Annotated in this window: 21 protein-coding genes; 11 read left to right on the forward strand and 10 right to left on the reverse strand. The window is 54.1% G+C overall.

Features of this window, described 5'->3' with window-relative positions; genetic code table 11:
- Positions 1-53: 53 nt before the first annotated feature.
- Positions 54-434 (forward strand): PH domain-containing protein, encoded by a 381-nt coding sequence (locus MKJ04_RS03490; protein WP_241639451.1) that lies wholly within the window; start codon positions 54-56, stop codon positions 432-434.
- Positions 435-468: 34 nt separating this feature from the next.
- Here MKJ04_RS03490 and MKJ04_RS03495 read toward each other — a convergent pair whose 3' ends face one another.
- A complete protein-coding gene (locus tag MKJ04_RS03495; protein WP_241639454.1) occupies positions 469-711 on the reverse strand; it encodes a hypothetical protein in 243 nt (80 codons plus the stop codon).
- 201 nt (positions 712-912) lie between these two features.
- Between MKJ04_RS03495 and MKJ04_RS03500 the strand changes: the two genes are divergently transcribed.
- Positions 913-4,260 (forward strand): polysaccharide lyase family protein, encoded by a 3,348-nt coding sequence (locus tag MKJ04_RS03500; RefSeq protein WP_241639457.1) that lies wholly within the window; start codon positions 913-915, stop codon positions 4,258-4,260.
- Between the two features lie 311 nt (positions 4,261-4,571).
- On the opposite strand, the gene rimO is transcribed toward MKJ04_RS03500, so the two are convergent.
- The 8 genes from rimO to MKJ04_RS03540 form a co-directional block, all read right to left on the reverse strand.
- On the reverse strand, positions 4,572-5,885 hold the full coding sequence (gene rimO / locus MKJ04_RS03505; RefSeq protein ID WP_241639459.1) for a 30S ribosomal protein S12 methylthiotransferase RimO: 1,314 nt from the start codon (positions 5,883-5,885) through the stop codon (positions 4,572-4,574).
- Positions 5,886-6,053: 168 nt separating this feature from the next.
- Entirely contained in the window at positions 6,054-11,414 is a 5,361-nt protein-coding gene (locus MKJ04_RS03510; RefSeq protein WP_241639460.1) for an SBBP repeat-containing protein, read from the reverse strand.
- Positions 11,415-11,785: 371 nt separating this feature from the next.
- On the reverse strand, positions 11,786-12,316 hold the full coding sequence (locus MKJ04_RS03515; protein WP_241639462.1) for a carboxypeptidase regulatory-like domain-containing protein: 531 nt from the start codon (positions 12,314-12,316) through the stop codon (positions 11,786-11,788).
- Between the two features lie 141 nt (positions 12,317-12,457).
- Entirely contained in the window at positions 12,458-13,414 is a 957-nt protein-coding gene (gene ftsY / locus MKJ04_RS03520) for a signal recognition particle-docking protein FtsY (RefSeq protein WP_241639464.1), read from the reverse strand.
- Between the two features lie 108 nt (positions 13,415-13,522).
- Entirely contained in the window at positions 13,523-13,675 is a 153-nt protein-coding gene (locus MKJ04_RS03525) for a DUF4295 domain-containing protein (RefSeq protein WP_101444291.1), read from the reverse strand.
- A 2-nt stretch (positions 13,676-13,677) separates the two neighbouring features.
- Positions 13,678-13,866, reverse strand: a complete 189-nt coding sequence (gene rpmG, locus MKJ04_RS03530) for a 50S ribosomal protein L33 (protein ID WP_241639465.1) — start codon at positions 13,864-13,866, stop codon at positions 13,678-13,680.
- A gap of 331 nt (positions 13,867-14,197) precedes the next feature.
- Positions 14,198-14,437, reverse strand: coding sequence for a 50S ribosomal protein L28 (gene rpmB, locus MKJ04_RS03535; protein WP_241639466.1), 240 nt, complete (start codon positions 14,435-14,437; stop codon positions 14,198-14,200).
- Positions 14,438-14,571: 134 nt separating this feature from the next.
- The gene (locus tag MKJ04_RS03540) at positions 14,572-14,745 is read right to left on the reverse strand and encodes a DUF5522 domain-containing protein (RefSeq protein ID WP_241639467.1); all 174 of its coding nucleotides are present in this window, start codon (positions 14,743-14,745) and stop codon (positions 14,572-14,574) included.
- Between the two features lie 144 nt (positions 14,746-14,889).
- Between MKJ04_RS03540 and MKJ04_RS03545 the strand changes: the two genes are divergently transcribed.
- The 6 genes from MKJ04_RS03545 to MKJ04_RS03570 all read left to right on the forward strand — a co-directional run bounded on the left by MKJ04_RS03545 (position 14,890) and on the right by MKJ04_RS03570 (position 23,661).
- The gene (locus MKJ04_RS03545) at positions 14,890-15,204 is read left to right on the forward strand and encodes a hypothetical protein (protein ID WP_241639468.1); all 315 of its coding nucleotides are present in this window, start codon (positions 14,890-14,892) and stop codon (positions 15,202-15,204) included.
- A gap of 118 nt (positions 15,205-15,322) precedes the next feature.
- Positions 15,323-16,564, forward strand: a complete 1,242-nt coding sequence (gene rocD, locus MKJ04_RS03550; RefSeq protein ID WP_241639469.1) for an ornithine--oxo-acid transaminase — start codon at positions 15,323-15,325, stop codon at positions 16,562-16,564.
- Positions 16,565-17,291: 727 nt separating this feature from the next.
- Entirely contained in the window at positions 17,292-18,665 is a 1,374-nt protein-coding gene (dgt, locus tag MKJ04_RS03555; RefSeq protein ID WP_241639470.1) for a dGTP triphosphohydrolase, read from the forward strand.
- A 15-nt stretch (positions 18,666-18,680) separates the two neighbouring features.
- Complete coding sequence (locus MKJ04_RS03560; RefSeq protein ID WP_241639472.1) at positions 18,681-19,910, forward strand: hypothetical protein; 1,230 nt, start codon at positions 18,681-18,683, stop codon at positions 19,908-19,910.
- A gap of 184 nt (positions 19,911-20,094) precedes the next feature.
- A complete protein-coding gene (locus MKJ04_RS03565) occupies positions 20,095-21,432 on the forward strand; it encodes a M16 family metallopeptidase (protein WP_241639474.1) in 1,338 nt (445 codons plus the stop codon).
- A gap of 141 nt (positions 21,433-21,573) precedes the next feature.
- Positions 21,574-23,661, forward strand: a complete 2,088-nt coding sequence (locus MKJ04_RS03570) for an insulinase family protein (RefSeq protein ID WP_241639476.1) — start codon at positions 21,574-21,576, stop codon at positions 23,659-23,661.
- 75 nt (positions 23,662-23,736) lie between these two features.
- On the opposite strand, the gene MKJ04_RS03575 is transcribed toward MKJ04_RS03570, so the two are convergent.
- Entirely contained in the window at positions 23,737-23,901 is a 165-nt protein-coding gene (locus MKJ04_RS03575) for a hypothetical protein (protein ID WP_241639477.1), read from the reverse strand.
- Between the two features lie 84 nt (positions 23,902-23,985).
- Here MKJ04_RS03575 and MKJ04_RS03580 point away from each other — a divergent pair, with 84 nt between their 5' ends.
- From MKJ04_RS03580 to MKJ04_RS03590, 3 genes are all read left to right on the forward strand, one after another.
- A complete protein-coding gene (locus tag MKJ04_RS03580) occupies positions 23,986-24,495 on the forward strand; it encodes an RNA polymerase sigma factor (protein WP_241639479.1) in 510 nt (169 codons plus the stop codon).
- A gap of 1 nt (position 24,496) precedes the next feature.
- Entirely contained in the window at positions 24,497-25,159 is a 663-nt protein-coding gene (locus tag MKJ04_RS03585) for a hypothetical protein (RefSeq protein WP_241639481.1), read from the forward strand.
- Between the two features lie 189 nt (positions 25,160-25,348).
- Positions 25,349-26,152, forward strand: a complete 804-nt coding sequence (locus MKJ04_RS03590) for a carboxypeptidase-like regulatory domain-containing protein (protein WP_241639482.1) — start codon at positions 25,349-25,351, stop codon at positions 26,150-26,152.
- Positions 26,153-26,155 lie beyond the last annotated feature (3 nt).

Consider the following 26,155-nt stretch of genomic DNA (forward strand, 5'->3'; position numbering starts at 1 on the left):
CATCGCTGCCACCTTTTGTGTTTTATACCTACCAATTAACTAACAAGAGAAAAATGGGTTTACTAAGCGGAATGATGGGACACGCCTCCGAGGTGTCCCTCGAAAAGATAACCAATGAGTTTCAGCCAATCCTGATTGAGGACGAGCGCATCGAAAGGGCCTACAAGCTGATCCGGGACATGCTGGTGTTTACCACCAAGCGCCTCATCCTGGTGAACAAGCAGGGCCTCACCGGCACCAAAGTCGAGTACCAGAGTGTTCCTTACGGCAGCATCAAAACGTTTTCCAAGGAAAGCGCCGGCATCGGCGACCTGGACGCAGAACTCAAAATCTGGCTGACCGGGGACCTGGAGCCCACCATCAAGCAGGACTTCAGGAAGGGCGACAACATCAACGAAGCCTACCGGGTGCTGAGCCGCCATGTGCTGAAGTAGGCTCGAACAAACGAACTGTCTCACTTTTATACCTTCAGGCCCAGGGAGCACGGTTTCCCTGGGCCTGAAACGTGTATGCCCATACCCATACCCCCGTCATCCCTCCTAAACGGCTGCAGTCTATACCCCCTTCCCGAAACATCCCTCCAAGCGTTCTGTACTGCCTCCCGGAGGTATAAAACCCGGCATTGACTTTCTTCTGCCATACCCTTCCGCAAACGGCCAGCCCCGGGTGGCACGCTGCATTGCATTTTTTTACTGCTCCTGTGCGGGCCACGCATTCAGTGTGCTCACTACAAACAAGTTATAGTGGTACTATATTTTCACTTTTATGCGATAAAGCAGGATGCCTCAGGATAGCCTTCGGTATAAGAATGGCTAAAATTGATCTAAACGAATGCCAGACGGGCTTTTTTGCTTTTCAGACAGCACACACTGGCCTGGCATTATTTCTTCACTTTATAAAAATTGGTAGCCAATGAAAAATCTTTTACAGAGAGTAAAGAAGAATAATAAATGGGCCGGGCGAGTTGGCATCGCGATGCTGCTTTCCCTCTTTTCCACACAGGCGTTCAGCCAGACTGCCGACTGGGTCGGCAGCGTGAGCACAGACTATTTTGATGTGGCCAACTGGAGCCAGCCCGTGGATTTCGCCAACATTTCGTCCACCACATTGGTCATCCGCCCCGGTGCCCCGCACTACCCTGTGCATAGCGGGGGCAGCGCGACGACAAATAGCCGGCCCGACAGAGTGAACATCGCACCCGATGGCAACCTCACGGTGAACGGCACGCTCTACCCCTGGAACAACGACTACATAAACGGCACCCTGACGGTAAACGCCCCGGCAGACCTGAACATGCGCCGGGATATGTATGTTGCCACCGAGGCCAACACAAACGCGACCATCACCATCAACGGCGGGTCTGTGTCTACAAAATATGCCGTGCGGGCTTCTACCGGAGCCGCAAGCCATACCACCCTTACCGTGGCCGGAGGCGCCCTGTGGGTGGGCACTGACCTGGCTTTGGCTACAACCGAGGGCACCACCGCCGACCTGAACGTTTCTGGCGGCACCGCAAACATCCTGGGCCGCCTGTACGTGGGCGCGGGAGGCAAAATTCACATCAGTGCCCTGGGCATGCTTAAGGTTGCGGGAGACCAGCGAACGCAGCTGAATGACCTGGTGACTGCCGGGCAGCTCACGGTGCAGGCCGGAAAAACGCTGGACATCTCCTTCGACGGCACCAACACCGCCGCAGCCATTTACCAGGACCCGAACAGCATGATCCGGGAATACGCCAACGAGGTGGTGCTGAGCAACGGGGTGCTGACGGCCAGGATAGACAAGGCGACCAGCAACATCACCTCCCTGAAGCTAAACGACGTGGAGCAGCTGAACGTGCTGGGCGACAGAAGAAAAGGCACCTACTACGATTTCCAGACGTCCTACGGCTTCGAGACCATGTATAACTGCGTGTACTCGGTGAAGGTGGAGAACGAGAACATGGTGGACATCTCCTTTAAGCGCACCTACAACCCGGCCACCGGCCAGGTGACGCCCGCAGACGCCGACATCCATTACGTGCTGCACAAGAACGACACCGGCCTGTACTCTTACTCCATCCTGGAGCACAAGCCAGAGTACCCCGCCTTCGACCTGGGCTCGTGGCGCATGGTGCAGTGGATAAACCACGACGGAAGCGACTACCTGACTGAGCGCATCTACGTGGACGAGCTGCGCAACTGGGAAATGCCCTCCGTGACTGACTTCAACAACGCCGAGGCTACCCCCATCCAAGAGATCGTGAAGCTGACCACAGGCGTGCGCGCCGGCAAGTACGACGGCAAGTATGAGTACACAGCTCCGTTCTGGGGTGAGGGCGCGGGCGTGTATGGCCATGCCAGCAACAAGAACAACATCGGCACCTGGATCATCATGCCAAACCCCGAGTACCTGAACGGGGGGCCGACGCACCAGGACCTGATCGCGGCGGCAGGCATCAACCACGTGCTGCTAAACGGGCTGCACTACGGCGACAAGGCCTTTGTGATACCCCAGGGAGAGCAGTGGAGCAAGATGTATGGCCCTTTCCTGATGTATAGCAGTGCAAAGGCCACCGGCGATGAGAACTGGGCCGACGCCAAACAAAGAGCCAAAGAGGAAGAAGCCAAATGGCCTTACGCCTGGCTGACCGACGTTCCGGAGTACCCGCTGGCCGACGCAAGGGGCGGCGTTTCCGGCAAGTTCATGATCACAGACCCAGCCAAGCCCGCCCTTACCGGTGCCGATGCCTGGGTGGGTGTGACCAAGATCAGCAACGCCGACAACCAGTGGCAGCATGAGGCAAAGAACTACCATTACTGGGTAAAAACCAACGCAGACGGCTCCTTCACGATCCCGAACGTGCGGCCGGGCACCTATAGCTTTTACGCCTACACCGACGGCGCCGTGGGCGAATACGCCATACCGGATGTGACCGTGACGGCGGGAGGCGACAACAACCTCGGTGACGTGACCTGGAACATCGCCCGCGCCAACGGCAAGATCCTGTGGGAGGTTGGCGTGCCGAACCGGAAAAGCGATGAGTTCAAGCTCGGTGCGTTTGATTATGCCGAAGGCTTTGTGGAGCGGAAGTTCCGCGACACCTTCCCAGGGGTGATCGAGTATAACACGCAGGCCAACAACTGGGCCGATGTGTTGCCTTACGCCCATACCAAGTACCCTACCGAGGAATTTGCGCCGGGCGACGGCTGGAAATGGCGGTTTAACTTCACGATGCCAGCCAACATGCCGACAGAGGGCGATGCCAAGCTGACGATTGCCTACGCCAGCACCGACCACGCCCAGCAGTGGATTTATGTGAACGACGAGAGCAGGACGTTCAAGACATACTACCCTGACAACGGCGACGGCAACGCCTTCATCCGCCAGGCCAACTATGCCAAGTACTCTACCAAAGAAATCCTGATCCCGATGGACAAGCTTGTGCCGGGCGAGAACACGATTACCCTCCTGATGCCGTCTAACTCCGGTTGGGTGAGCCACCATATGTATGATTACATCAGTCTGGAGGCAAGCGTGCCGCCATTGGCTGCCACAGTAGCCGCCACCGACGTGACCTGCCACGGGGCCAGCGACGGCAAGATAACGTTCACCTTAAATGGTGGTGCTCCTGCCTATCAGGTGAAGGTTGGTGCAGCCGGCACCTATACCATGCATGCATCGCCGTATACCCTCGAGAACATGGCCGCGGGCACGTATACCGTTTATGTGAAAGACGCCTCAGGTGAGGAGGTAACATCGACGGTGACCATAAACGCCCCTGCCGCCATCGCGCTAAGCACATCAAAAGAGGACGTGAAAGGCAACAACCAGGACAACGGCAGCATCACGGCCACCTTCAGCGACGGCACCGCCCCATACCAGGTGAAGCTGGGCGCCGATGGCACGCTGTCCACACAGGCATCGCCTTACACATTCAGTGGCCTGGTGGCAGGCACCTATGCGGTACACATCGTGGACGCCAACGGGTGCGAGGTGGTGGAAAGCGTGGAAGTGGCCCAATCGGTGGTCACGGGGGTGAAAGGCCCACACGCAGGCACGCAGGCGCATATCTTCCCGAACCCTTCCAACAGCTCTTTCACGCTGCAGGTGCAGGGCAGGTTCTCGTATCAGATTCATGGCGCCACCACAGCCAAAGTAGTGGAGAAGGGGCACGGCCTGAACGAGACGCAAGTTGGCGAAGCCCTGGCTCCCGGCTATTACTACATCAGGGTGGAAGGAAAAGGCAAGCCATTCTACATCAAACTGCTTAAAAACTAGGTCACGCTTTTAGCCACAACAAAGCAGGACTGCTTTATCCGCTATCAGGTATACATCTGGTAGCGGATTTTTTATGCGGCTATATGTATAGCGTATAGCGGCTTTATCAGATAGATTGAAAGTGATCGTGCAGTAGTCGCAAAAAATCATCCACCCACACCCTCCCAAAAGGGAGATTTCACTTGTTTATGAGTGCGTGTCATGCGTGCATAATCAACTGAAGTTGGTATACCCCCGAGTACCCTGTTAACGAAAGCGCCCTGCAGGCGATATACCTGCAGGGCGCTTTGTTTATATAAGGCAAATGCCTTTTATACTACTACCTCTCCATACAGGTCGAAGTCAGAAGAGTCGGTGATTTTTACGTTGGCAAAGTCGCCGAGGCGGACGTAATTGCTGTCGGCGGGCACCAGCACCTCGTTGTCCACTTCCGGCGAGTCGTACTGCGTGCGGCCCACAAAGTAGCCGCTTTCCTTGCGGTCGAAGAGCACTTTGTAGGTCTTGCCTACTTTCTCCTCATTCAGCTCAACAGAGATTCCCTGCTGCAGCTCCATGATGGCATCGGCACGCTCCTGCTTCACCTCGTCCGGCACGTCGTCTGTCAGGGTATGGGAGTGCGTGTTCTCCTCGTGCGAGTACGTGAATATACCCAGGCGGTCAAAGCGCGTTTCCTCCACCCAGTCATACAGTTCCTGGAAGTCCTTGTCGGTTTCGCCGGGGTGGCCGGCAATCAGGGTTGTTCTCAAGGCGATGTCGGGCACGCGCTGCCGGATGGTGTCCACCAGCTCGATGGTGCGGCGCTTGCTGATGCCCCGGCGCATGGTCTTGAGCATGCTGTCGGAGATGTGCTGCAGCGGCATGTCCATGTACTTGCAGATGTTCTCGCGCTCGTTCATCACGTCAAACACCTCCATCGGAAACTGCGACGGGTACGCATACTGCATCCGGATCCAGTCGATGCCCTCCACATCCGACAGGTTGCGGAGCAGGTCGGCCAGCTTGCGCTCGCCGTAATGCTGCAGGCCGTAGTAGGTCAGGTCTTGGGCAATCAGCACCAGCTCTTTGGTGCCCATGCTGGCCAGGCGCTTCGCCTCCTTCACCAGGCTCTCAATCGGGCGGTCTACGTGCTTTCCGCGCATCAGGGGTATGGCGCAGAACGAGCAGGGACGGTTGCAGCCTTCGGCGATCTTGAAGTAGGCGAAGTGCGACGGCGTGGTGATCAGGCGCTCCCCGATCAGCTCGTGCTTGTAGTCGGCCTCCAGCTTTTTGAGCAGTTGCGGCAACTCCAGCGTGCCGAAATAGGCGTCCACCTGCGGGATCTCGGCCTCCAGAGAGTCTTTGTAGCGCTGCGAGAGGCAGCCCGTTACGTATAGCTTGTCAATCTGGCCGGCTTCTTTGGCATCGGCGTAGCGCAGAATGGTATCGATGGACTCCTGCTTGGCATTGTCGATAAAGCCGCAGGTATTGACCACAATGATGTTGGAATCGTCTTTTTCGGACTCGTGCGCCACCTCAATCTCGTTGGCCCGCAACTGCCCCATCAGCACTTCCGAATCCACGAGGTTTTTGGAGCAGCCCAGCGTGATGACGTTTACTTTATCTTTCTTGAGTGTTCTTACTTTCACTTCGTTATCTAAATTAAGGAGCGTACGCGTTAGTAGTTGACAACCCCCGCTGGCACCGATTGGTTCGTTTTGGCAACGAAGATGCAAAGGTACGACATGTTTGGTAAATAAAAGAACAGCCTGCTTTGTGGCAGGCTGTTTAGAAGAAATCGGTTTCGCTGTGCCTGACTATTCCACCACCACGCGCCTGGTAATAACCCCATCGTCTAAGACAAGTTGCAGCAGGTATACTCCCTTGGGCTTATCTCTCAGGCTGATGAGCTGCTTAAACTCGCCAGACTGCTGCGGGTACCGCTGCTCATACAGCTTTTGTCCTTTTGTGTCGGAGAGGCGCAGGGTTAAGGCTGTTCGCTTCGGTAAATGCAACGCTATGTTTAAATCTGAACTAGTAGGATTCGGATAAACGACAAGCTTCGCGGCCGCCGCGCTCTCCGGAAGGCCGGTGCAGGTGGCTACCGTAATTGTTTGTGTCGTTGATACCGTACAGCCACCGTCAAAATTATAGGTATACGTAATGAGATGCGTGCCGACTCCCGCCACAGTTGCATCAAAATATATACTGTCTACCCCTATGCCACTAAAAAAGCCACCTGTAAGTTGCCCTTTAGCCAGGTCAAAATTTTGTACTGTACTACAAACTTGCCCGTAAGGTGCCAGGGTAAGTATAGGCTCCGGTGTCACCGTGATTGTTTTGGTTGCTGAAACGATACAGTCGCCCTGTGTTATTGTGTAGGTCACATCATGAGTGCCCACTCCGGCACTGGCTGGGTTAAACTCCCCGTTTGCAGTTACGCCCACCCCGGACCACACGCCGCCATCCAGATTTTGGCCTCCAAGCCGAAAGTTCTTGTCTGTAAAGCAGAAGGTTTCGTTTCGGCCTGCATTAACCTCAGGTGCGGGCAAAACAGTGGCTGTTACGGCAGCTCTGGTACTTTCGCAGCCACCAACTTTTTCAAACCGTGATACATAGTACGTAGTGGTGGCTGTAAGCGGAGGGGTCTTAAAAGTCGTTCCCTTTGCAATATAGTTATAGTCATTGCCAGTAGCAGAGGTATACCAGTAATAAGCATAATCTGTCCATGCTCCAGAGGCTTGCAGCGTTACACTACTGCCTACACAGCCAGTGGCCCCTATCACCGCAGGAGGAGGAGCTGACGCGTCTACTACCACAGATAAGGTTTGTACCAGACTTGCTCCACAGGAGTTGGAGGCAGTTACAGACACTTTCCCTGCCTCTACCCCTGCTACAGCCGTCATAAAAGATCCTCCCTGTCCATATATGATTTCCCACCCTGCTGGCACTTCCCAATGATAGCTTGTTGCTCCTGCTACTTCAGCCACGCTGTATTGCACCTGAGTGCCACGGCAAACAAATTTTCTATCGGCACTAATTGCCCCTGGCTTATTCGGTAATGCTGCGGGATATACATGTAATGTTGCAGCTGCACTTGTTTCGCACTGTTTTGTGGCCACAGCGGAAATATACCCTGCCTGCGCACCTACCTTTATCATCACTTGTGCTGTACCTTGGCCTTCTTGTATTGCCCAGCCTGCCGGAACACTCCAGGTATAGGCCGTGGCCCCACTGACTGACGCAACAGCGTACACAACACTTTCCCCAGGACATGGAGTAGCGTCTCCCGTTATAGCATCTGGCTGAGGCAAAGCATTCGCAACTGCTAAATCAGCTTTGTTGGCAGTGCCAGCCATAAAAGGCGCAGAAGCCACAACCCTTATCCGATAGCCTGTGCCAGGAGGAGTATTTACTGGCACAACTGTGGTGAGAGGGCTTGTTGTGCCTGAACCAATAGAAGTGTATGTAGCAAAAGAACCGTGTCCGTCAGAAAGCTGTGCAGAAAAATTTATACCTGTAGCTGAAGTGTCTGATGCAGTAAAAGGCACTTCTAGCGCTGCCCCAGGGCACAGTGTAGATGTACCTATGGTTCCGGTTTCTATATTGGGAGGAGTAGCGGCTGTAACAGCATTCAACTTTGCAACAAACACGTCTACGCCATAAGCTCTTGAATTTTGCAATGAGGAGTTTTCCCCGAACCCCGCACTGCCTGAGTAATAGCCTGTAATGTATAGACGCCCTTCGGTATCTGCGGCAATATCAGTTCCTTGATCTTCACCATTGCCACCTGCCCTTAGTACACCGGTGGCTTGGCCCGCAGTGTTATATTTAGCGACAAAGATGTCTCCTTTCCCAAAACTGTTGATCCAGAACGGACCAAAACCTGCAAAATTGCCTTCTGTATCACTAAGGCTGCCTCCAAAGTATCCTGTGATGTAAATATTGTCATTGCCGTCAATAGCCATTCCCTGCGGCTCATCGTGTTTCATGGCAGTTCCAGCCTGCCTTGCCCATACAATGCTTCCGCTATTGTCAAACTTCGCTATAAAGATATCTCTATCCGAGTTCTGGCCGCCTTCAAAGTTCCTGAGCGTTGTAGTTCCGAAAGTAGCTATACCGTCAAACCAGCCCGCAACATAAGCCTGCTCATCACTGTCAAGTACAATATCAGACACATCAGTCTGCTGTATACCTCCCCCGGCATGCTTGGCCCAGATTACATTACCGCTTTCATTGTATTTAGCGACAAACAAGTCGCTGTGCACCTGATCGTTACCAAAAGAAACAGTACCGAAAGTGGCTAATCCGCTAAATATACCAGTTACATAAACATTGCCCGATGCCCCCACTGCCAAACCACTGGCATAAGTGTGGCCAGCACTGGCTCCCTGCTTTGCCCATAGCGCATTTCCGTCAGTATCGTACTTTGCGATGAAAGCATTACCTGTATAGGGCTCATCTGTGGGTACTGTGAGCGTTATTGCATCAAAACTGACTGTCTTGGTAAAACTACCTGCCACATAAACCTCTCCCTGAAGACCTATGCCTATACTTGGCATTCTGCCGTATGCTGCGCTTGCTATCTGCTTTGCCCACACCACATTGCCGTTAGCATCATATTTCACTAAAAACATATTGCCGTCTTTACTGCTGCTGGTTAGGTTAATGGCATCAAAGGTAGCAGTGCCCCCATTATCACCATAAAACACGTTCCCAAAGGTGCCTGCAACATACACGTTCCCCTGACGGTCTACAGCTATATCATCTGAATAATCGTTTCCGGCAGATCCCCCTGCACTTTTCGCCCATAGCATGTTGCCACTGGCATCATACTTTGCAACGAAGACGTCTTGATTGCCCGTGCTGATTAACGTTGAAGCGCCTAATTGAATGGTTGTGCCAAAGTCTCCTGTTACATACACGTTTCCTGCTGCATCGGTGGTAACACTTCTGCCTATAGCAGGTGAATAGCCGCTTGATTTTCCTGCTTTCACCCAAGCCCAATCATCTTCCTGAACTGCTGCTGGGTTTACCGTGATGGTAACTGCGGCAGTACTTGTGCAGCCATTTCTGTAGCCTGTAACGGTGTAGGTGGTAGTAGTGGCAGGAGTGGCAATTGGGTTAGCTACAGCAGCATTACTAAGCCCGGCCACCGGTGCCCAAGAAAAGGTATCTGCACCAGTTGCTGATAATGCAGTAGATGTTCCTGCCGTAATTGTTGTGACTGCCGCAGATGCTGAAACGTTTAAACTGACAGGAGCAACAGGCAGCACACTTGCACTGCTACTCTCACAAGTATTCGAGATCCGAACGGAAACATTTCCGGCTACAGCTCCTACAGTTACTGTAATCTCCGCAGTGCCGGCTCCGGCAGCTATAGACCAGCCAGCAGGTACCGCCCAGGTATAACCCGCAGCCTCAGGAACAGGGGCAACAGCATATTTTATACCACTGGCGCCTATACATGGAGCTGATGCGCCGGTGATACTGCCTGGTTGGGGCAAGACTTCGGCTACTGTCAGGTCTGCACCATTATCGCTCCCTGTTATAGCTGGCTCTGAGGCAAGGGTCCTTATTCTATAGCTTTTTCCCAGAGGCAGATTTGATGGGACGGTCGCAGCAATAGGGCTTTGGGTGCCGCTGCCGATAGCAACTGCGTTGCCAAAAGAGCCGGATGCATCTGAAAGCTCAACAGTAAAAACATTTCCGGACCCAAACTCGCCTGTGGTAGTAAACGGAATGTTTACGCTTGAGCCAGGGCATAAATAATTATAATTTACAGAAGAAGTTACAAGCGTAGGGCGTGGGGCAGAAGTTGTAGTGGAGGTGATAGCGCTTAATTTTCCGGATACAACCGTACCTGTAAGCGTGATATTACCAAAAGTAGCGGGCCCCCTAAAGTCACCGGTAAAGTAGATCCCCCCGTTGGCACTTACGTCCAGACCCTTCGCTATGTCCATTCCGGAACCTCCGGCCTGCATGGCCCCGGTTACAGTGCCGTTGGCATCGTATTTGGCGAAGAACATGTCATAGCCGCCATACGAGATCAGCGTTGCGTTGCCGAAAGTGGCAGAACCTTCAAAATAGCCGGCCGTGTAGATATTGCCGCTTGCATCCAGGTCTATTGCGGTACCCTCCGCGTCTCCGGAGCTTTGGTGTGTCTTCACCCATACTGCACCTCCAGTGGCGCTATACTTCGCCAGAAAGATATTTTTAACATTGCTACCTGTAACAGTAGCAGTGCCAAACGTCGCCGCGCTGCCCTGAAAGAACCCGGTGATGTAGCTGTTCCCGTTGCTGTCTACTACGATGCCTGTGGCTGCATCGCGGCCTGCGCCTCCGGCCTGTTTTGCCCATAGCGCATTTCCGTAGGCATCATATTTGGCAATGAAAATCTCTCCAGAAGTTATAATCGATTCATCCTTGTAAAGCGTGGTGGAGCCGAAAGTGGCTGTTAGCCAGAACTGGCCTGTCAGATACAGATTGCCGCTGTTATCGGTGGCAATGTCGTGGGTGAAGCAGCTGCCCAGGCCGCCTGCCATTTTTACCCATGTCAGGTTACCGTTGGCGGCATACTTGGCAATAAAAACCTGCTCATCTCTTGAGGCGGTGATGATGGTAGCGCCGAAGGTGGCTGAGTTGAAGAATATACCTGCCACATATACATTGCCGCTTCCATCAACCGTAATGTTCTCGCCCCATACATCATCCCCTCCCGTGCTGTTGGCCTGCTTTGCCCACACCACGTTGCCGGTTGCATCAAACTTTGCTACAAAAGCAGCTCTGTCATCCGGGCTGGTTAGCGTAAAGGCACCCACTGTGGTTGTCCCCTTAAAGTTGCCGGTGATATAGGTGTTGCCAGCAGCATCGGCGGCTATATCCACGCTTTCCACAACGGAAGTACCGCTAATTTGCTTCGCCCACACCAGTTGCCCTCCGTTGTTGTACTTTGAGATAAAAGCGTTTCCATTCGGGCCACCCGTTAATGTGGTGGTGCCGAAGGTAACGGAGGTGGCGAAGTTTCCGGTGACATAGCTGTTCCCGTCAGCGTCTGTGGCGATCCGTTTGCTTTCGCTGTAGTTTGGCCCTCCGGCGTCTTTTACCCACTGCCAATCCTGACCGGAGGCAGACAGCGAAGTAAGAAAGAGAAAAAGAAAAAGTAGCCGCTTGCCCACAAGTCTGTTTATTTAGAGAAAGCGTGTGTAAAGCAAAGCGTGGCGCTGTCTGATGTGTATATAAATATACCAACAATATACCATGCTTTTGCTATAAATAGTCAGGTATATATAAAATATACGCAATATAACACCAACATGCAGATTGCAAGCAGAAAAGCCCGAATAATAGTACGTTTAGGAATAGAGCATGCTCAGGCATAGTAGTATGCAGCTCATCCACAATAAGGTATGCCTGATGTCAAAATAGCACAAAGAGCAAAGCCGCAGGGGTATAACCTTTATTTTATAAGGAAGGGAATTGAATTATTGTCAGGATGCGGCGCTTGGCAAAATGCAACTTTATACCCGTTGTGTGCGGAGCGGGTACCCTAGTAACTTGCCTTGTAGTTAATCACAAACTCCACGGCAGTTACCTGCCCCTGTTGCACCTCTACCGGGTAGATGTTGTTCTCGCCGTCGAAACGGTTGGCGAAAAGGCCCTGATCCTCCTGCGAGAAAAGGCTATACCTGCCCGGGGCCAGGCTTACCGCGAAATTACCGGCAGCGTCTGTCTCGACCTGTGTTACAAGCTTTGTTGTGATGTTGGTGTGGAAAACACCGTTGGTGGTGGTGACTTGCGCCGCGTTGGTGAGCTGGTATACATATACCGTGCGCTGCACGCCTCTGCCTTTGCTGGGCGGGGCATCGGGGGAGGGCATCTGGTTACCCGATTTCCACAGCACCTTGCCGGCTATACCCTGTTCTATGGGGTGCTGTGGCATCGCGGCAGAATCGCTTGCGGTTTGCTGCTGCGTGTCTTGCTGCGCCATCCGGTCCGGATTAATTTTTGTGTGGGAGGAGGAGGTATGCGTGCCGTTGCAGGAAGAAAAAAGCAGCGCCAATGGCAGCAACAGAAGCATTGCCAGGGATTCTGGGAAACGCAGAAACGGGGTCAATTCAACAGTGATACAAGTATACATCCGATAAAAGCACATGACGATACCCTGTTTACGGCTATCGTCATGCGTCGTATGTCCTGATGCGGGTTGGCCCCTGTCTATTTAGCGTGAAAAGAAAGACGCGACGAACTCGTGCTTGTCGAACAGTTGCAGGTCCTCGATCTTCTCCCCAACGCCGATGTACTTTACCGGGATCTTGAATTCGTCTGAGATGCCGATCACCACGCCGCCTTTGGCTGTGCCGTCCAGCTTGGTGATGGCCAGGGCCGTTACGTCTGTTGCCTTTGTAAACTCGCGGGCCTGCAGCAGGGCGTTCTGGCCTGTGCTGCCGTCCAGCACCAGCAGCACCTCGTGGGGGGTGTCTTCTGTCACTTTCTGCATCACGCGCTTGATCTTCGTGAGCTCGTTCATCAGGCCAACCTTATTGTGCAGTCGGCCGGCCGTGTCGATAATCACCACGTCGGCGCCCAGCTCCACGCCCTTTTTCACGGCGTCGTAGGCCACAGAGGCGGGGTCGGTGTTCATACCATGCGATATCACGGGCACGCCCACGCGATCGCCCCAGATGATGAGCTGGTCTACGGCGGCGGCCCGGAAGGTGTCGGCAGCGCCCAGCACCACTTTCTTGCCTGCCTTATGGAACTGCGCAGCCAGCTTGCCGATGGTAGTGGTTTTGCCCACCCCGTTTACGCCTACCACCATGATGACGTATGGCTTTATACCTGCCGGAAGCTCGAAGTCAGCGCCGTCGCCGGAGTTGTTCTCCTCCAGTAGCGCCGCAATCTCCTCGCGCAGGATGCGGTCCAGCTCGTCGGTGCTCACGTACTTGTCCTTGGCCACGCGCTTCTCGATGCGCTCGATGATTTTCACCGTTGTGCCCACTCCCACATCAGCATGCACCAGGATCTCCTCCAGTTCGTCGAGCACCTCTACGTCTACGGTAGACTTGCCGACAACTGCCTTGCTTAACTGGCCGAAGAAACTGTTCTTGGTTTTCTCCAGGCCTTTGTCCAGCGACTCTTTTTTCTTCTCTTTGCTGAAAAAGTCAAAAATGCCCATACTGATGATTTTGTAAGGATGAAGACTTTCGGTGATACGGTAATATACTAAAAAAGTCCCAGTGATGGGACTTCTTCATGTAATCTATCTATAAGTAGAGTAGGCTTCTTACTTCTTAAGGAAATCCTGCACTTTGTCTACAGGCACCATTTCTTCTTTAAAGCTGTAAGCACCTGTCTTAGGCGACTTCACCGCTTTGATTACCTTTGCCCAGTCTTTACCTGTGGCGGTTTTTAGGGTTGCAACTACCTTCTTAGCCATGGTTATTTAATTTCTTTATGTAAAGTTACTTTCTTCAGATTCGAATTATACTTCTTCAGCTCAAGACGCTCAGCAGTATTCTTTCTGTTTTTGGTAGTGATGTACCTTGAAGTCCCAGGTATGTCAGTAGTCTTCTGCTCTGTACACTCCATAATAACCTGGATTCTATTACCTTTTGCTTTTTTAGCCATCTCTAATGTAATTTTTTATTTAGGACTGCAAATATAGCTGCTTAAAACTCTAATAACAAACAAAGTATAATTTTTATTGTGAAACTGTTTCGCGCAGTTTCACAACACGCGCAGCGATCGGTGCCAGTGCCTGCCCACGGGTGAGTAACCGGGCAAGACCGGTGGCACATCTGTAGAAAAAACGGCAACGGAGCGAGGGATAGCTGTTGCCGAAGTACCTCGCTCCGTTGCCGGTCAAATCTATCTATAGGTCAGATGGCGTGTCCGGAGAAGCGTGCTGCCCGGCGGCTTTAAAGCCTGTTGCCACGCGCCGCCGCCCCGGCAGGGGCTACTAAAACAAGATAAACCCTTGCTCTACCGCTTTCTTCAACACGGCAGAAATACCGTTCTTGTTGATTGTCCTGATCGCAGACGTAGATACCTTAAGGGTTACCCAAGCATCTTCCTCCGGGATGTAGAAACGCTTCTTCTGAAGGTTTGGGTAAAACTTACGCTTCGTCTTATTGTTAGCGTGAGATACGTTGTTACCTACGCGTGGTCTTTTACCTGTTAAATCGCAAACTCGTGCCATCTTGTATATTCTTCTAAATTATTTCAATAGGGGTGCAAATATCTTAAAAAAGATACAGAAATTCAAAGGCATAGCAGATATTTTTCCTCTAATTGTGTATTCAGCCACGTCGGGCCATGTTTTTGACACAGATTTTATACCTTCCGCCGCTCGCCCTCCGATTTTCCGGCCTTGTTGAAGCCATACGGGCAGTGCTTGCACGCGTTCTTGCAGCAGTATCCTCGCTTTAGCAGATACTTCGCGGTCAGCACCATTAATCCGTGCTCGTTAAAGTAAAAATCCTCTCCTTCCTGCAGCTGCTGGCTCACGTGTGTATGGTTTTGGGTGTAATTTACAAATTAAGCCGCCCCGCCCCAAACGCGTCTCCGCAAACACCTCCCGATGGCCCTGCGTACGCTATAGTGCGGCCTGGCGAAACGCCACGGGCCAAGACACCTAAGTCACAAAAACCTATGCCAACCTACAGCACATTCAGCGAAACCATCTCCGCTATGCGCGAACGCGGTTTTGTCCATACCTTCACCATCCAGCGCGGCGCCATCTTCTGCCCGGAGCTGGCGGCCTCTGTCCCGCCGGAGCGCCTCACGCTGGTGGAGCGCCACCGGGTGCCCTCGCCAGATACTATTTCGAGGCCGCGCGAGGTGTTTGGCTTCCGCACCGACGACAACCTGTTGGGCCTCATGACCAGCACCTACGCCGAATATGACCCGGAGGGCTTCCAGAACGCGATCATGCGCTGCAAAACCAGCCCCGACCTGCGCCCCTGACCCCGGCTTTTGTACTTGCCCCCAATTCATTACTTTTACAACAACCTGACATCATACCTGTCGCGACGCAAGGGCAAGCGGCCCCGCGACGCGCGTCACAAACCATAAACCTATACCTATGAACACGCCAACCATTACCTCCAGCCAGCAGGCCATCGACACAGAGCACCAGTATGGCGCGCACAATTACCATCCTTTGCCCGTTGTCCTGAACCGCGGCGAAGGCGTTTACCTGTGGGACGTGGAAGGGAAGCGCTACTATGATTTCCTGTCGGCCTACAGCGCCGTGAACCAGGGCCACTGCCACCCCCGCATCATCGGGGCCCTGATGGAGCAGGCCCAGCAGCTGACCCTTACCTCGCGCGCCTTTTACAACGACAAACTGGGTGTGGCCGAGCAGTATATATGCGAGTATTTCGGCTACGAAAAAGCCCTCTACATGAACTCCGGGGCCGAGGCCGTGGAGACAGCCATCAAGCTGGCCCGCAAATGGGGCTACATGAAAAAAGGCATCGCCCCCAACAAGGCCGAGATCGTGGTGGTGGAGCACAACTTCCATGGCCGCACCACCGGTATCATCTCCTTTTCCACCGACCCAGACTCCACAAAGGGCTTCGGCCCTTACATGACAGGGTATAAGGTGATCCCCTACAACGACATTGACGCCCTGGAGCAGGCCCTGAAAGAGAACCCGAACATCTGCGGCTTTCTGGTGGAGCCGATACAGGGCGAGGCTGGCGTGGTGGTGCCCGACAAGGGCTACCTTGCCCGGGCGCATGAGCTCTGCAAGGAGTATGATGTGCTGCTGATGGCCGACGAGATACAGACAGGCATTGGCCGCACAGGCAAGCTGCTGGCCAGCTATTACGACGAGGTGAAGGCCGACATCCTGATTCTGGGCAAGGCGCTCTCAGGAGGGGTGCTGCCGGTGTCCTGCGTGCTGGCCGACGACGAGATCATGCTGTGCATCCAGCCGGGCGAGCACGGCTCTACCTTTGGCGGCAACCCGTTGGCGGCCGTGGTGGCCATGGCCGCACTGGACGTGATAAAGGGCGAGCACCTGACCGAGAACGCAAGCGAGCTAGGGGAGGTGTTCCGGGAGCGCATGCGCGGTCTGATCCAGAAACGCCCGGAACTGGTGACGCTGGTGCGCGGCCGCGGCCTGCTGAACGCGATCGTGATCAAGCCAACCGCCGACGGGCGCACCGCCTGGGACGTGTGCGTGGCCCTGAAAGACAAAGGCCTGCTGGCCAAGCCCACACACGGCGACATCATCCGTTTTGCGCCCCCACTGGTTATCAGCGAGGAGCAACTGCAGGCCTGCTGCGACATTATTGAAGAAGTGATCCTGGGATTTTAACCCGCAGCATTCAGGCTGATAGGCTTGAAGAGTAAATAACAAAAGAGAAACAAGAAGAGGGCGATGCTGCTACAGACAGCATCGCCCTCTTCTTGTTATGGTGCAGCTGGTGTGCACGCAGGGCGGCAGGTATAGCTCCAGTGCCTGCAACGGGCGGGGCTCGGAGCCATATCCGGCCAGATACTAAAGCACGCAAATTCCCAACGGGAGAAGGGGTTCACCTGCCTGTACGGAACGCTGCGCATCCGGCAAGCGCTTCCGAGGGGAGCGGGCTTGCCGGATGCTGCAGGAAAAGGTTTTTAAGGAACGGTTGTTTTCTTAGGCTTGGAAAGGACTCTGGCGCAATGCCTCAAATTTGAGGCACTTTTTATATAACACAAGGTATTCTACGGGCCTTTTATAACATCAGATTTTATACCCATTTTCAGGACATAAACCTTGTTTACAAAGCGTCAGTACGTTTTTATCACTCATTTTTTTGGCAAGAACTACTTGTTTTGCAACATGAATGTCGAAAAATGATGTTGTTGCACCATAGTTTTTTATACCTCCTGTAGCCCTGATTTCAGGTTTTGCTTAGTTTTAAAGGTCTCAAAAGGTATATTTGGGAAAGCAGAGGCCACAAACTACAGCAGGTTTTATATATGGAGAAATGCAGGCACACCCATACGCGGCACGCTTGCTCTAGCCTATCTTGCCCGTAGCCATTCACCTTAAACATACGCGAATGCCACAAACGACCACCCCCTGGAACAGGCTTATCTCCAAAAAACGCTTTGAGACCACCGACCCGAAGTACAGCACCGACGAGTCGGTGCGGGGCGAGTTTCAGCGCGACTACGACCGCATCGTGTTTTCCTCTGCCTTCCGGCGGCTGCAGAACAAGACGCAGGTAATGCCCATGCCCGAGAGCGACTTTGTGCACACCCGCCTCACCCATAGTTTGGAGGCATCGGTGGTGGGCCGCTCGTTGGGCCGCATTGTGGGCAAGCGCATCCTGGAGCGCCACCCGGAGCTGGCCCACGAAAAGCACATACAGGAGGCGGATTTCGGTGATGTGGTGGCCGCCGCCTGCCTCGCCCACGACATCGGCAACCCTCCTTTCGGGCACTCCGGCGAGGACGCCATCTCCGCGTACTTCCTCAGCGCGCAGGCCCAGCCATACCTGGCCACACTCACCGCAGCCGAAAAAGCCGACCTGCAGCAATTTGAGGGCAACGCCGCCGGTTTCCGCACCCTCACCTATACCTACCCGGCGCACTGCAACCTGCCCGGCGGCCTCAGCCTGACCTATACCACGCTGGCCACTTTCACCAAATACCCCAAGGAGTCACTTCCTATTTTGCAAGGCACGAAAAACACCAGCGAGAAGAAGTATGGCTTTTTTCAGACCGAGAAGGCGTGGTTCCGGAACATCGCCCAGGAGCTGGGGCTGCTGAACAAAGCCACAGGCGGCGAGGTGTTTTACCACCGGCACCCGCTGGCCTTTCTGGTGGAGGCCGCCGACGACATCTGCTACCGCATTATCGACTTTGAGGACGGCCTGAAACTAGGGCTGGTGCCGCAGGAGCAGGGTATGCAGCTGCTCCGCCAGATCCTCGACGACAACCCGAACCGCAAGTCCAGCCTCAGCTTCTACGACTGGCGCGAGGAGATCGGGTACCTGCGCGCCCGCATCATCGGCAAGCTGATCGAGGAAACCACCGCCATATTTCTGGAGCATGAGCAGGAGATTCTGCGTGGCACATACGATCAGCCGCTCATCAACGAACTAGCCTGCAAGTCCGTGCTCGACCAGATAAAGAACCTGTCGGTGAGGCTGATTTACCAGAACCGCCCGGTGCTGGAGATTGAGGCGGCCGGTTTCGAGGTGCTCGGCGGCCTGCTGGACGCCTGCGTGAAAGCCGTGTTCCACCCCGAGTCGAAGCACCACCGCAAGCTGGCAGCCCTCATCCCGCCGCACTACCTGCAACTGCCTGAGGGCACGGCAGCCTACGAGCGCATCCTGCACATCACCGACTTCGTGGCCAGCCTCACCGACCAGGCGGCGCTCGGGCTATACCGCAAAATAAAGGGCATCGAGCTGCCCCGGATGTACTGATTGACTTTGTAGCTGATGCGGAGATTGAATGTACGGTTTGCAGACGCGGCGCTGCTCCTGCTATATATAGCTGTTTGCCTGGTCATTGTGCTGAGGACAATTGCAGACGAGACAGGCTATACCACTCCAGACTCTGCCTATTACCTGGAGCTGGCTGAAAACCTGAGAACGGGCGTTGGTTTCTACAGGTCAGATGAATACCCCATTCCGGTGGAGAAGGTGCCGCAAAACCAAGTCTACTTTACTACATGGCCAGTGGGGTATCCTGTGCTGATAACGCTCACTTCTGTCGTCACCCGGCTCAATGTATTTTGGGCGTCTAAAATCCTCAATCTGCTCTTTTTAGGCCTTGGTTTTTTGTTGATGCGGCGTATCAGCATAAATAACAGCTACTTGCTTGCATGCGGCTATTGCAGCTATACCATGCTAGCTGTATATACATACACGTGGTCTGAAGCGCCTTTTACTTTGGGCTGTCTGCTGTTGGTTTACCTCTTGCGCCAACTTGAGTATGGCAAACAGGCAAGCAGGATTATCCTACTCCTATTCCTGACAGGGTCTTTTTTGTTCTTGATGCGCTATGTAGGGGTTTTTTCTTTCGGGGTTATAGCCCATACAGCAGGCTTCTACTGGCACCGCGGACAGCATAGTCTCAGTCTCAAGCTTTTGGCAGTGGCTCTTTTACTTTGCGGGTTTGCCGCACTGTATTTTTGCATCAATTATTACTTCACAGGCTCCTTTTCAGGTGGCGACAGGCTGGCAGGCCGCGAACCCCTGGATGAGTTCTTCCACAAGCAGGCGCTTGGTATAGTCAACGAATTTTTCTTGATCAGGAAACATTATGCGCCAACGCCACCCGACGCACTCTTTATTCTGCTGCTGGCTTTTCAGGCTGCAGTTACGGGCGCAATAGTATGGCTACTGAGGGATGACCGGCCTTGTCTTTACTTTGAGCGACGGCAAACGCTATTCCCCAGACTGTGCTTTCTGGTTGCGGGTCTGTATTTTGTGTTCCTGCTTTTCCTCCGCGTGCTTTCACCTTTCGACCCTTTAGACTTTAGATTGCTGTCTCCTGCCGTTTTCCTGGCGCTCGTTGCGCTCCTGTACTATCTTTGCATTTTGCCCGATCAGCACAGGCATAATAAACGCATCAAAGCCCTGGTAGTGAGTCTAGCGACAGTTTCCCTCCTGCTCAACCTCCCCAAGCAGTATGTTCTTGACCGCATATTGCAACTTCTTCCCTGATTGCCCGCGCTGTGTTCGTCTATAAAAAGGCTTGCTTCGTCTGCCCGGCGGCAATCTTGGCCGAAGGCTGCGTCCGCTGGCTGGCATCCCTCGCTAATTTGAACTAAATTTATATCCTGGGGCAAAAGGCTCCCAAGCGGAGCGCCAGGCCCGCATTTATACTTATTTCAACAAACCCTTACGCATGAAACGCAAATTTATCACGTGTCTCTTGTGGTGCGCCACCGGCCTTGCCGCGATGGCCCAGACCAAAGACAACAAAATCGAGTTCACGGAATATGACCTGCCCAACGGCCTGCACGTGATCCTGCACCAGGACAAGTCCACGCCCAATGTGGCAGTATCGGTGCTATACCACGTGGGCTCCAAGAATGAGCTGGAGGGCCGCTCGGGCTTTGCCCACTTCTTCGAGCACCTGATGTTTGAGGGCACCGACAACATCGACCGCGGGGAGTACAGCTCGCTGGTGCAGAAGGCCGGCGGCGCGCTCAACGCCAACACCTCCTTCGACCGCACCTATTATTATGAGTTGCTGCCATCGAACCAGGTGGCCCTGGGCCTGTGGCTGGAGGCCGAGCGCATGAAGCACGCCAAAGTAGACGAAACCGGGGTGGAAACCCAGCGCAAGGTAGTGCAGGAGGAGAAACGCGAGCGCATCGACAACCAGCCCTACGGCTCTATGGGCGAGAACGTGTTTTCCACCGCCTTTACCACGCACCCTTACAAGACAATGCCGATCGGCTCTTTCGAAGACCTGAACGCCGCCAGCATCGAGGAGTTCCGTGATTTCTACAAGACGTTTTACGTACCCAACAACGCCACGCTGTCCATCGCAGGCGACATCGACATAAGCGACACCAAGAAGCTGATCGAGAAATATTTCGCGGACATCCCCAAGGGCACCAAGGCCATACCCCGCCCGAATGTGGTGGAGCCGAAGCAAACGGAAGAGCGCCGCAAGACGGTGTATGACAACATCCAGTTGCCCGCCGTTATCCAGGCATACCATGTGCCGGAGCAAGGCACCGACGATTTTTACGCCCTGTCGATGCTGACCACCCTGCTTTCGGGCGGGGAGAGCGCGCGCCTGCCCAAGGCACTCGTAGACAAGCAGCAGAAAGCCGTGGCGGCGTCCTCCATACCCTTCCCGACCGAAGACCCGGGCCTGTTCCTGACCTTCGCCATTGCCAACATGGGCGTGGAGGTGGATGACCTGGAGCAAGCCATGAACGCGGAGATTGAGCGCGTGAAGACCGAGCCGCTGGAGGACCGCGAGTTCCAGAAGCTGCGCAACCAGGTGGAGAGCGACTTTGTGCAGGGCAACCGCACCGTGGCGGGCCGCGCCGAGAGCCTGGCCGACTACCACGTATACTTCGGCGACGCCAACCTGATCAACACAGAGCTGCAGCGCTACCTCAACGTGACCAAGGACGACATCAAGCGCGTTGCCAATAAATACCTGACCAAAGACAACCGCGTGGTGCTGATTTACCTGCCCCAATCCGCCCAGCCTAATAAATAGACATTAGATTCTGGACACAAGACATTAGACAAAATATTTCGGATGCAACACTATACCCAACTCAAGAGTCCCTTCTTACAAAAAGTCTTGTGTCTTACTACTTGTGTCTCAAAACTACTTGTGTCTCAAAAAAAAGCAATCATGATAAAGAAACTATATAGTACCGCATTGCTGGCGTTTGCGCTGGTATACATAGTGCCGGCCCAGGCACAGCAAACAACGCCCCCGCCTCCGGGGCCTGCCCCAAAAATTGAGTTGGGCGAGTACAAGCATTTCACCCTGAAAAACGGGCTGAAGGTATACGTGGTGGAGAACCACAAGCAACCCGTGGTGTCGATGTCTCTGGTGTTAGACAGGGACCCGATTCTGGAGGGCGACAAAGCGGGCTATGTGCAGGCGGCCGGGCAGATGATGCGCACCGGCACCACCAACCGCACCAAAGACCAGTTCGACGAGCAGGTGGACTTCATCGGCGCGGACCTGGGCTTCTCGTCTACCGGCTTCAACGCCTCTGCCCTGAAGAAGCACCTGCCCACGCTGCTCGACCTGACCACCGACGCACTGCTGCACCCGAAATTCACGCAGGAGGAGCTCGACAAGGTGAAGAAGCAGATGAAATCCAGCCTGGCGCAGCAGAAGGAAAACCCGGATGCCATCGCCAGCCGCACACGCAACATGGTGCTGTATGGTAAGAACCACCCCTACGGCGAGCTGATGACGGAGGAAACTGTGGACAATTTCACGCTGCAGGACATCCAAAGCTACTACGACACCTACTATAGACCAAACATCGGGTACCTGGCCGTGGTGGGCGACGTGACGCCAAAGGAGATGAAGAAGCTTCTCAAAAAATCGCTGCAGAAATGGGAGAAAGGCAACGTGCAGGAGATGAACTTCGACCTGCCCCAGCAGCCCGCGCAAACGCAGGTCGTGATTGTGGACCGCCCGAGCGCGGTGCAAAGCTCGCTGGTACTCACCAACCCCGCCGACCTGAAGCCCGGTGCCCCGGATGCCGTGGCAGCCTCGCTGATGAACAACATCCTGGGCGGCGGTATGGACTCGCGCCTGTTCAAAAACCTGCGCGAGACGCACGGCTATACCTACGGAGCCTACTCGTCGGTGAACAACGATGAGATTCTGGGCCGGTTTAACGCCAACGCTAACGTGCGCAACGCTGTGACTGACAGCGCCGTGGTGGAATTCATGAGCGAGCTGAACAAGATCCGGAACGAGCGCGTGAGCGACGAGGAACTGCGCGACGCCAAGGCCTACATCATGGGCAGCTTCGGCCGCGGCCTCGAGAACCCGGCCACGGTAGCGGTATACGCCATCAACATCGCCCGCTATGGCCTGCCCGAGGACTACTACACCAACTACCTGAAAAAAGTGGAGGCCGTGACGGCCGAGGACGTGCAGCGCGTGGCCCAGAAGTACATCAACCCAGACAAGATGTATGTGCTGGCCGTGGGCAACGCATCCGAGATTGCTGACAAGCTCATCAAGTTCGACAAAGACGACAGCGCCATCGCTTATTATAGCGCCACCGGCGAGAAGGTGGACCGTGCCGCCATGGGCGTGCCCGCGGGCTTAACGGCGGAGCAAGTGATCGCGGATTATATCAAAGCCATCGGCGGACAGGCCAACATCGAGAAGCTGAAAGACATCAGCATCACCAGCAACGCCAGCATACAGGGTATGACGCTCGTGTTTAAGCAGCAGCAGAAAGGCAACGACAAGTTTGCCGTGCAGGTGCTGATGAACAACAACCCGATGCAGCGCGTGATCATCAACGGCGACAAAGGCAAAATGGAGGCCCCGATGCAGGGTATGAACAAGGAGCTAACCGCCGAGGAACTGCAAACGCAGAAACTGGAGGCCAACCTCTTCCCGACGCTGCAGTACGGCAAGCTGGGCATCAAAACCAAGCTGACGGGTATGGAGAAGGTAGATGGCAAAGACGCCTACGCCGTGGAGGTGACGCTGCCGAGCGGCCAGAAAGCCACGCACTATTTCGCCAAAGACACCGGTCTGCGCCTGAAGGAAGTCAACAACCTCGAAACGCCGCAGGGCGTGATCACGCAGACCAAATCCTACAGCGACTACAAAGAAGTGAGCGGCGTGAAGTTCCCGTACGTGGTCGAGACTGTGGTAGGCCCGCAAACGATCAAAGCCGAGGTGCAAAACATCGAGGTTAACAAAAACCTGCCCGACGACACTTTTAAAATGTAGCTTCCTGTGGGACGTTAGCTAATAGACGTTAGACACAAGACAATACCGTATCGATTAACAAAAGCGGCTGACCTTTTAGGTCAGCCGCTTTTGTTTTTGGTGCCGCTTGCCCCGACGACGACAGCAGGGGGCAGGGTTTTTAAAAGAAACCTGTTTTTTTTCAGTATCTGTGTGATATTCATCGCCGCGCTGCGAATAATAGGTTAAAGGGTAAACAACCTGATCTGGCCCGGCATTCATATATAACTTTATATATACCCGAGACAACGGGAGCTGCCGAAACCACAAACAGTTGGAAACCCCGCAATGACCTGACCCGCTTTTATGGCTTCTGATAAAAACAAAGCGACTTTTGAGGCGATCATACAGGCAAACAAAGGCATCATTTACAAAGTGGTGAATGCCTACTGCCACCGCCCCGACGACCGGGAAGACCTGGCCCAGGAGATCATGCTGCAGCTTTGGAAGTCGTTTGGGCGCTACAACGACCAGTATAAAGTCTCGACGTGGATGTACCGGATCGCGCTGAACGTGGCCATTTCCTTCTACCGCAAAAACCTGGCGCGCCAGCAGGTGCTCGTGCCCATCAGCGAAAACACCGCGCACCCGGCAAACGAGGAGCCGCAGAACCACGAGCAGCAACTCGCCCTGCTGGAGCAGTTCATCAGCGAGCTGAAAGAACTGGACAAGGCCCTGATGCTGCTTTACCTGGAGCAGAAAGGGCAGCGGGAGATAGCTGACATTCTGGGCATTTCGGCCTCCAACGTCTCCACCAAAATCGCCCGTATCAAAGACAACCTGAAAAAGAAATTTCTAACCTATACCCCCTCATAACATGGAAGAGAACCAATTATCAGACCTCCTGAGCAGTTACGACAAAAGGATCAGGCAAGCGAACGCGTTTTCGTTGCAGGCAGTGGAAAGCCTGCAGATGCAGAAGTCAAAATCGGTGCTGAACGGCTTGTTTTACAAACTGCTGATTGAGCTGGCCATCGGTCTTGCCTTCACCAGTCTGTTGGCTCTGTTTATATACAACAACCTGGGCAGTCTGCCACTTGTGCTCGCCGCAGCCGTTATCATGGTGTTTACCATCATCGCCGTTTCCGGGTGCATCCGGCAAATCATGCTCCTCTCCACCTTCGACTACAGCCGCGACATCGCCCAAAACCAGCGGACACTGGCGTCCCTGCAAACGCACATCATCACGTATCTCCGGTTGGCTATCCTGCAGCTGCCCTTTTACTTCGCCTATATCCTGATCGGGTTTAAGCTGTTTTTCGGGGTAAATATCTGGCAGGTGGGCGATACCGCCTGGCTGATCAGTCAGGCAGTGATCAGTGTGGCGTTTGTGCCGGTTGCCTGGTGGCTATACCGCAAAATCTCCTACAGAAACCTGCACATTGGGTGGGTAAAAGCCCTGGTGGCAGGATCCGGCGGAAAAAGCGTGACCAAGGCGATGGAGTTTCTGCGCGAGATCGACAGGTTCCAGCACAGCTGAAGCCGCCAGAACTACTCCATACCCCGCCCGTGGTATAAAAATGATGCGGCAGTCAAAAAAAGAGGCGGCGATGCAACCCTTCGGCCGGGTATGGCATCATCAGAGAAAACTACCTGATACCACAAACCTAAAACCCCGGCGCCACGCATGCAAAAAGACCTGCTCTTAAAACTCGTTCTACTGCTATTCTTGTTATTCCCCAGCCCCTTCGCACAGGCCCAAGCAACGCTGCTTTACGGCACGGTAAGAAGCGGCTCCACGCAAGAGGCGATCCCGTTTGTGAACATCGGTATAAAAAAGAAAGGGCTTGGCACCGCAGCGGATGCCGACGGGAAGTTTAAGCTACTGCCCGGAGATGAACCTCTGCAGGATACCCTTACCTTCTCCGCCATCGGCTACCAGGAGTTGTCTGTTCCCGTTCGCGCCATCATCGCCGGAGACATGCATCAGTTCCTGCTCACAGAAAAGCCGAATATGCTGCAGGAGGTAGTGGTACTGGGCAAAGCGCCCAAAATCCGACAGCTTGGCGTGCGGTATAAAATGCCCTTCCTGTTTGGGAGTGCCGAGTCCAGAAACGCGGATGATATCTCAGAGTTAGCCCAGCTTATACATGTGCATGGCAAAAGCTCGGAACTATTGTCAACCACTGTCTTCCTGAAGAGCAGCAAAGCCGATTCGGCCACATTCAGGATTAACTTCTACCGAAACGCGGACGGAAAACCTGCGCAGCGGCTCGTGGAAAAGAGCATTGTGCGGCGCCTGTCGCTGCGCGAGGGCTGGGTAACCGTAGACCTGCAGCCGTATGGGATTTTTGTGGAGGATGACTTCTTCATAGGCTTCGAGTACCTGCCCGACAGCCAGCAGACGGAGAAATTCCTGTTCTTCTACGGGGCCGTGCTCGGCGGGAATGTGTATGCCCGAAACGTTAGCCTGGGCGAGTGGCGCACCACCGCGGGCGGCAAGCTGTCCGCTTACGTCACGGTGAGGCAGTAAATC

The sequence above is a fragment of the Pontibacter sp. E15-1 genome (assembly GCF_022601975.1).
Lineage (GTDB): Bacteria > Bacteroidota > Bacteroidia > Cytophagales > Hymenobacteraceae > Pontibacter.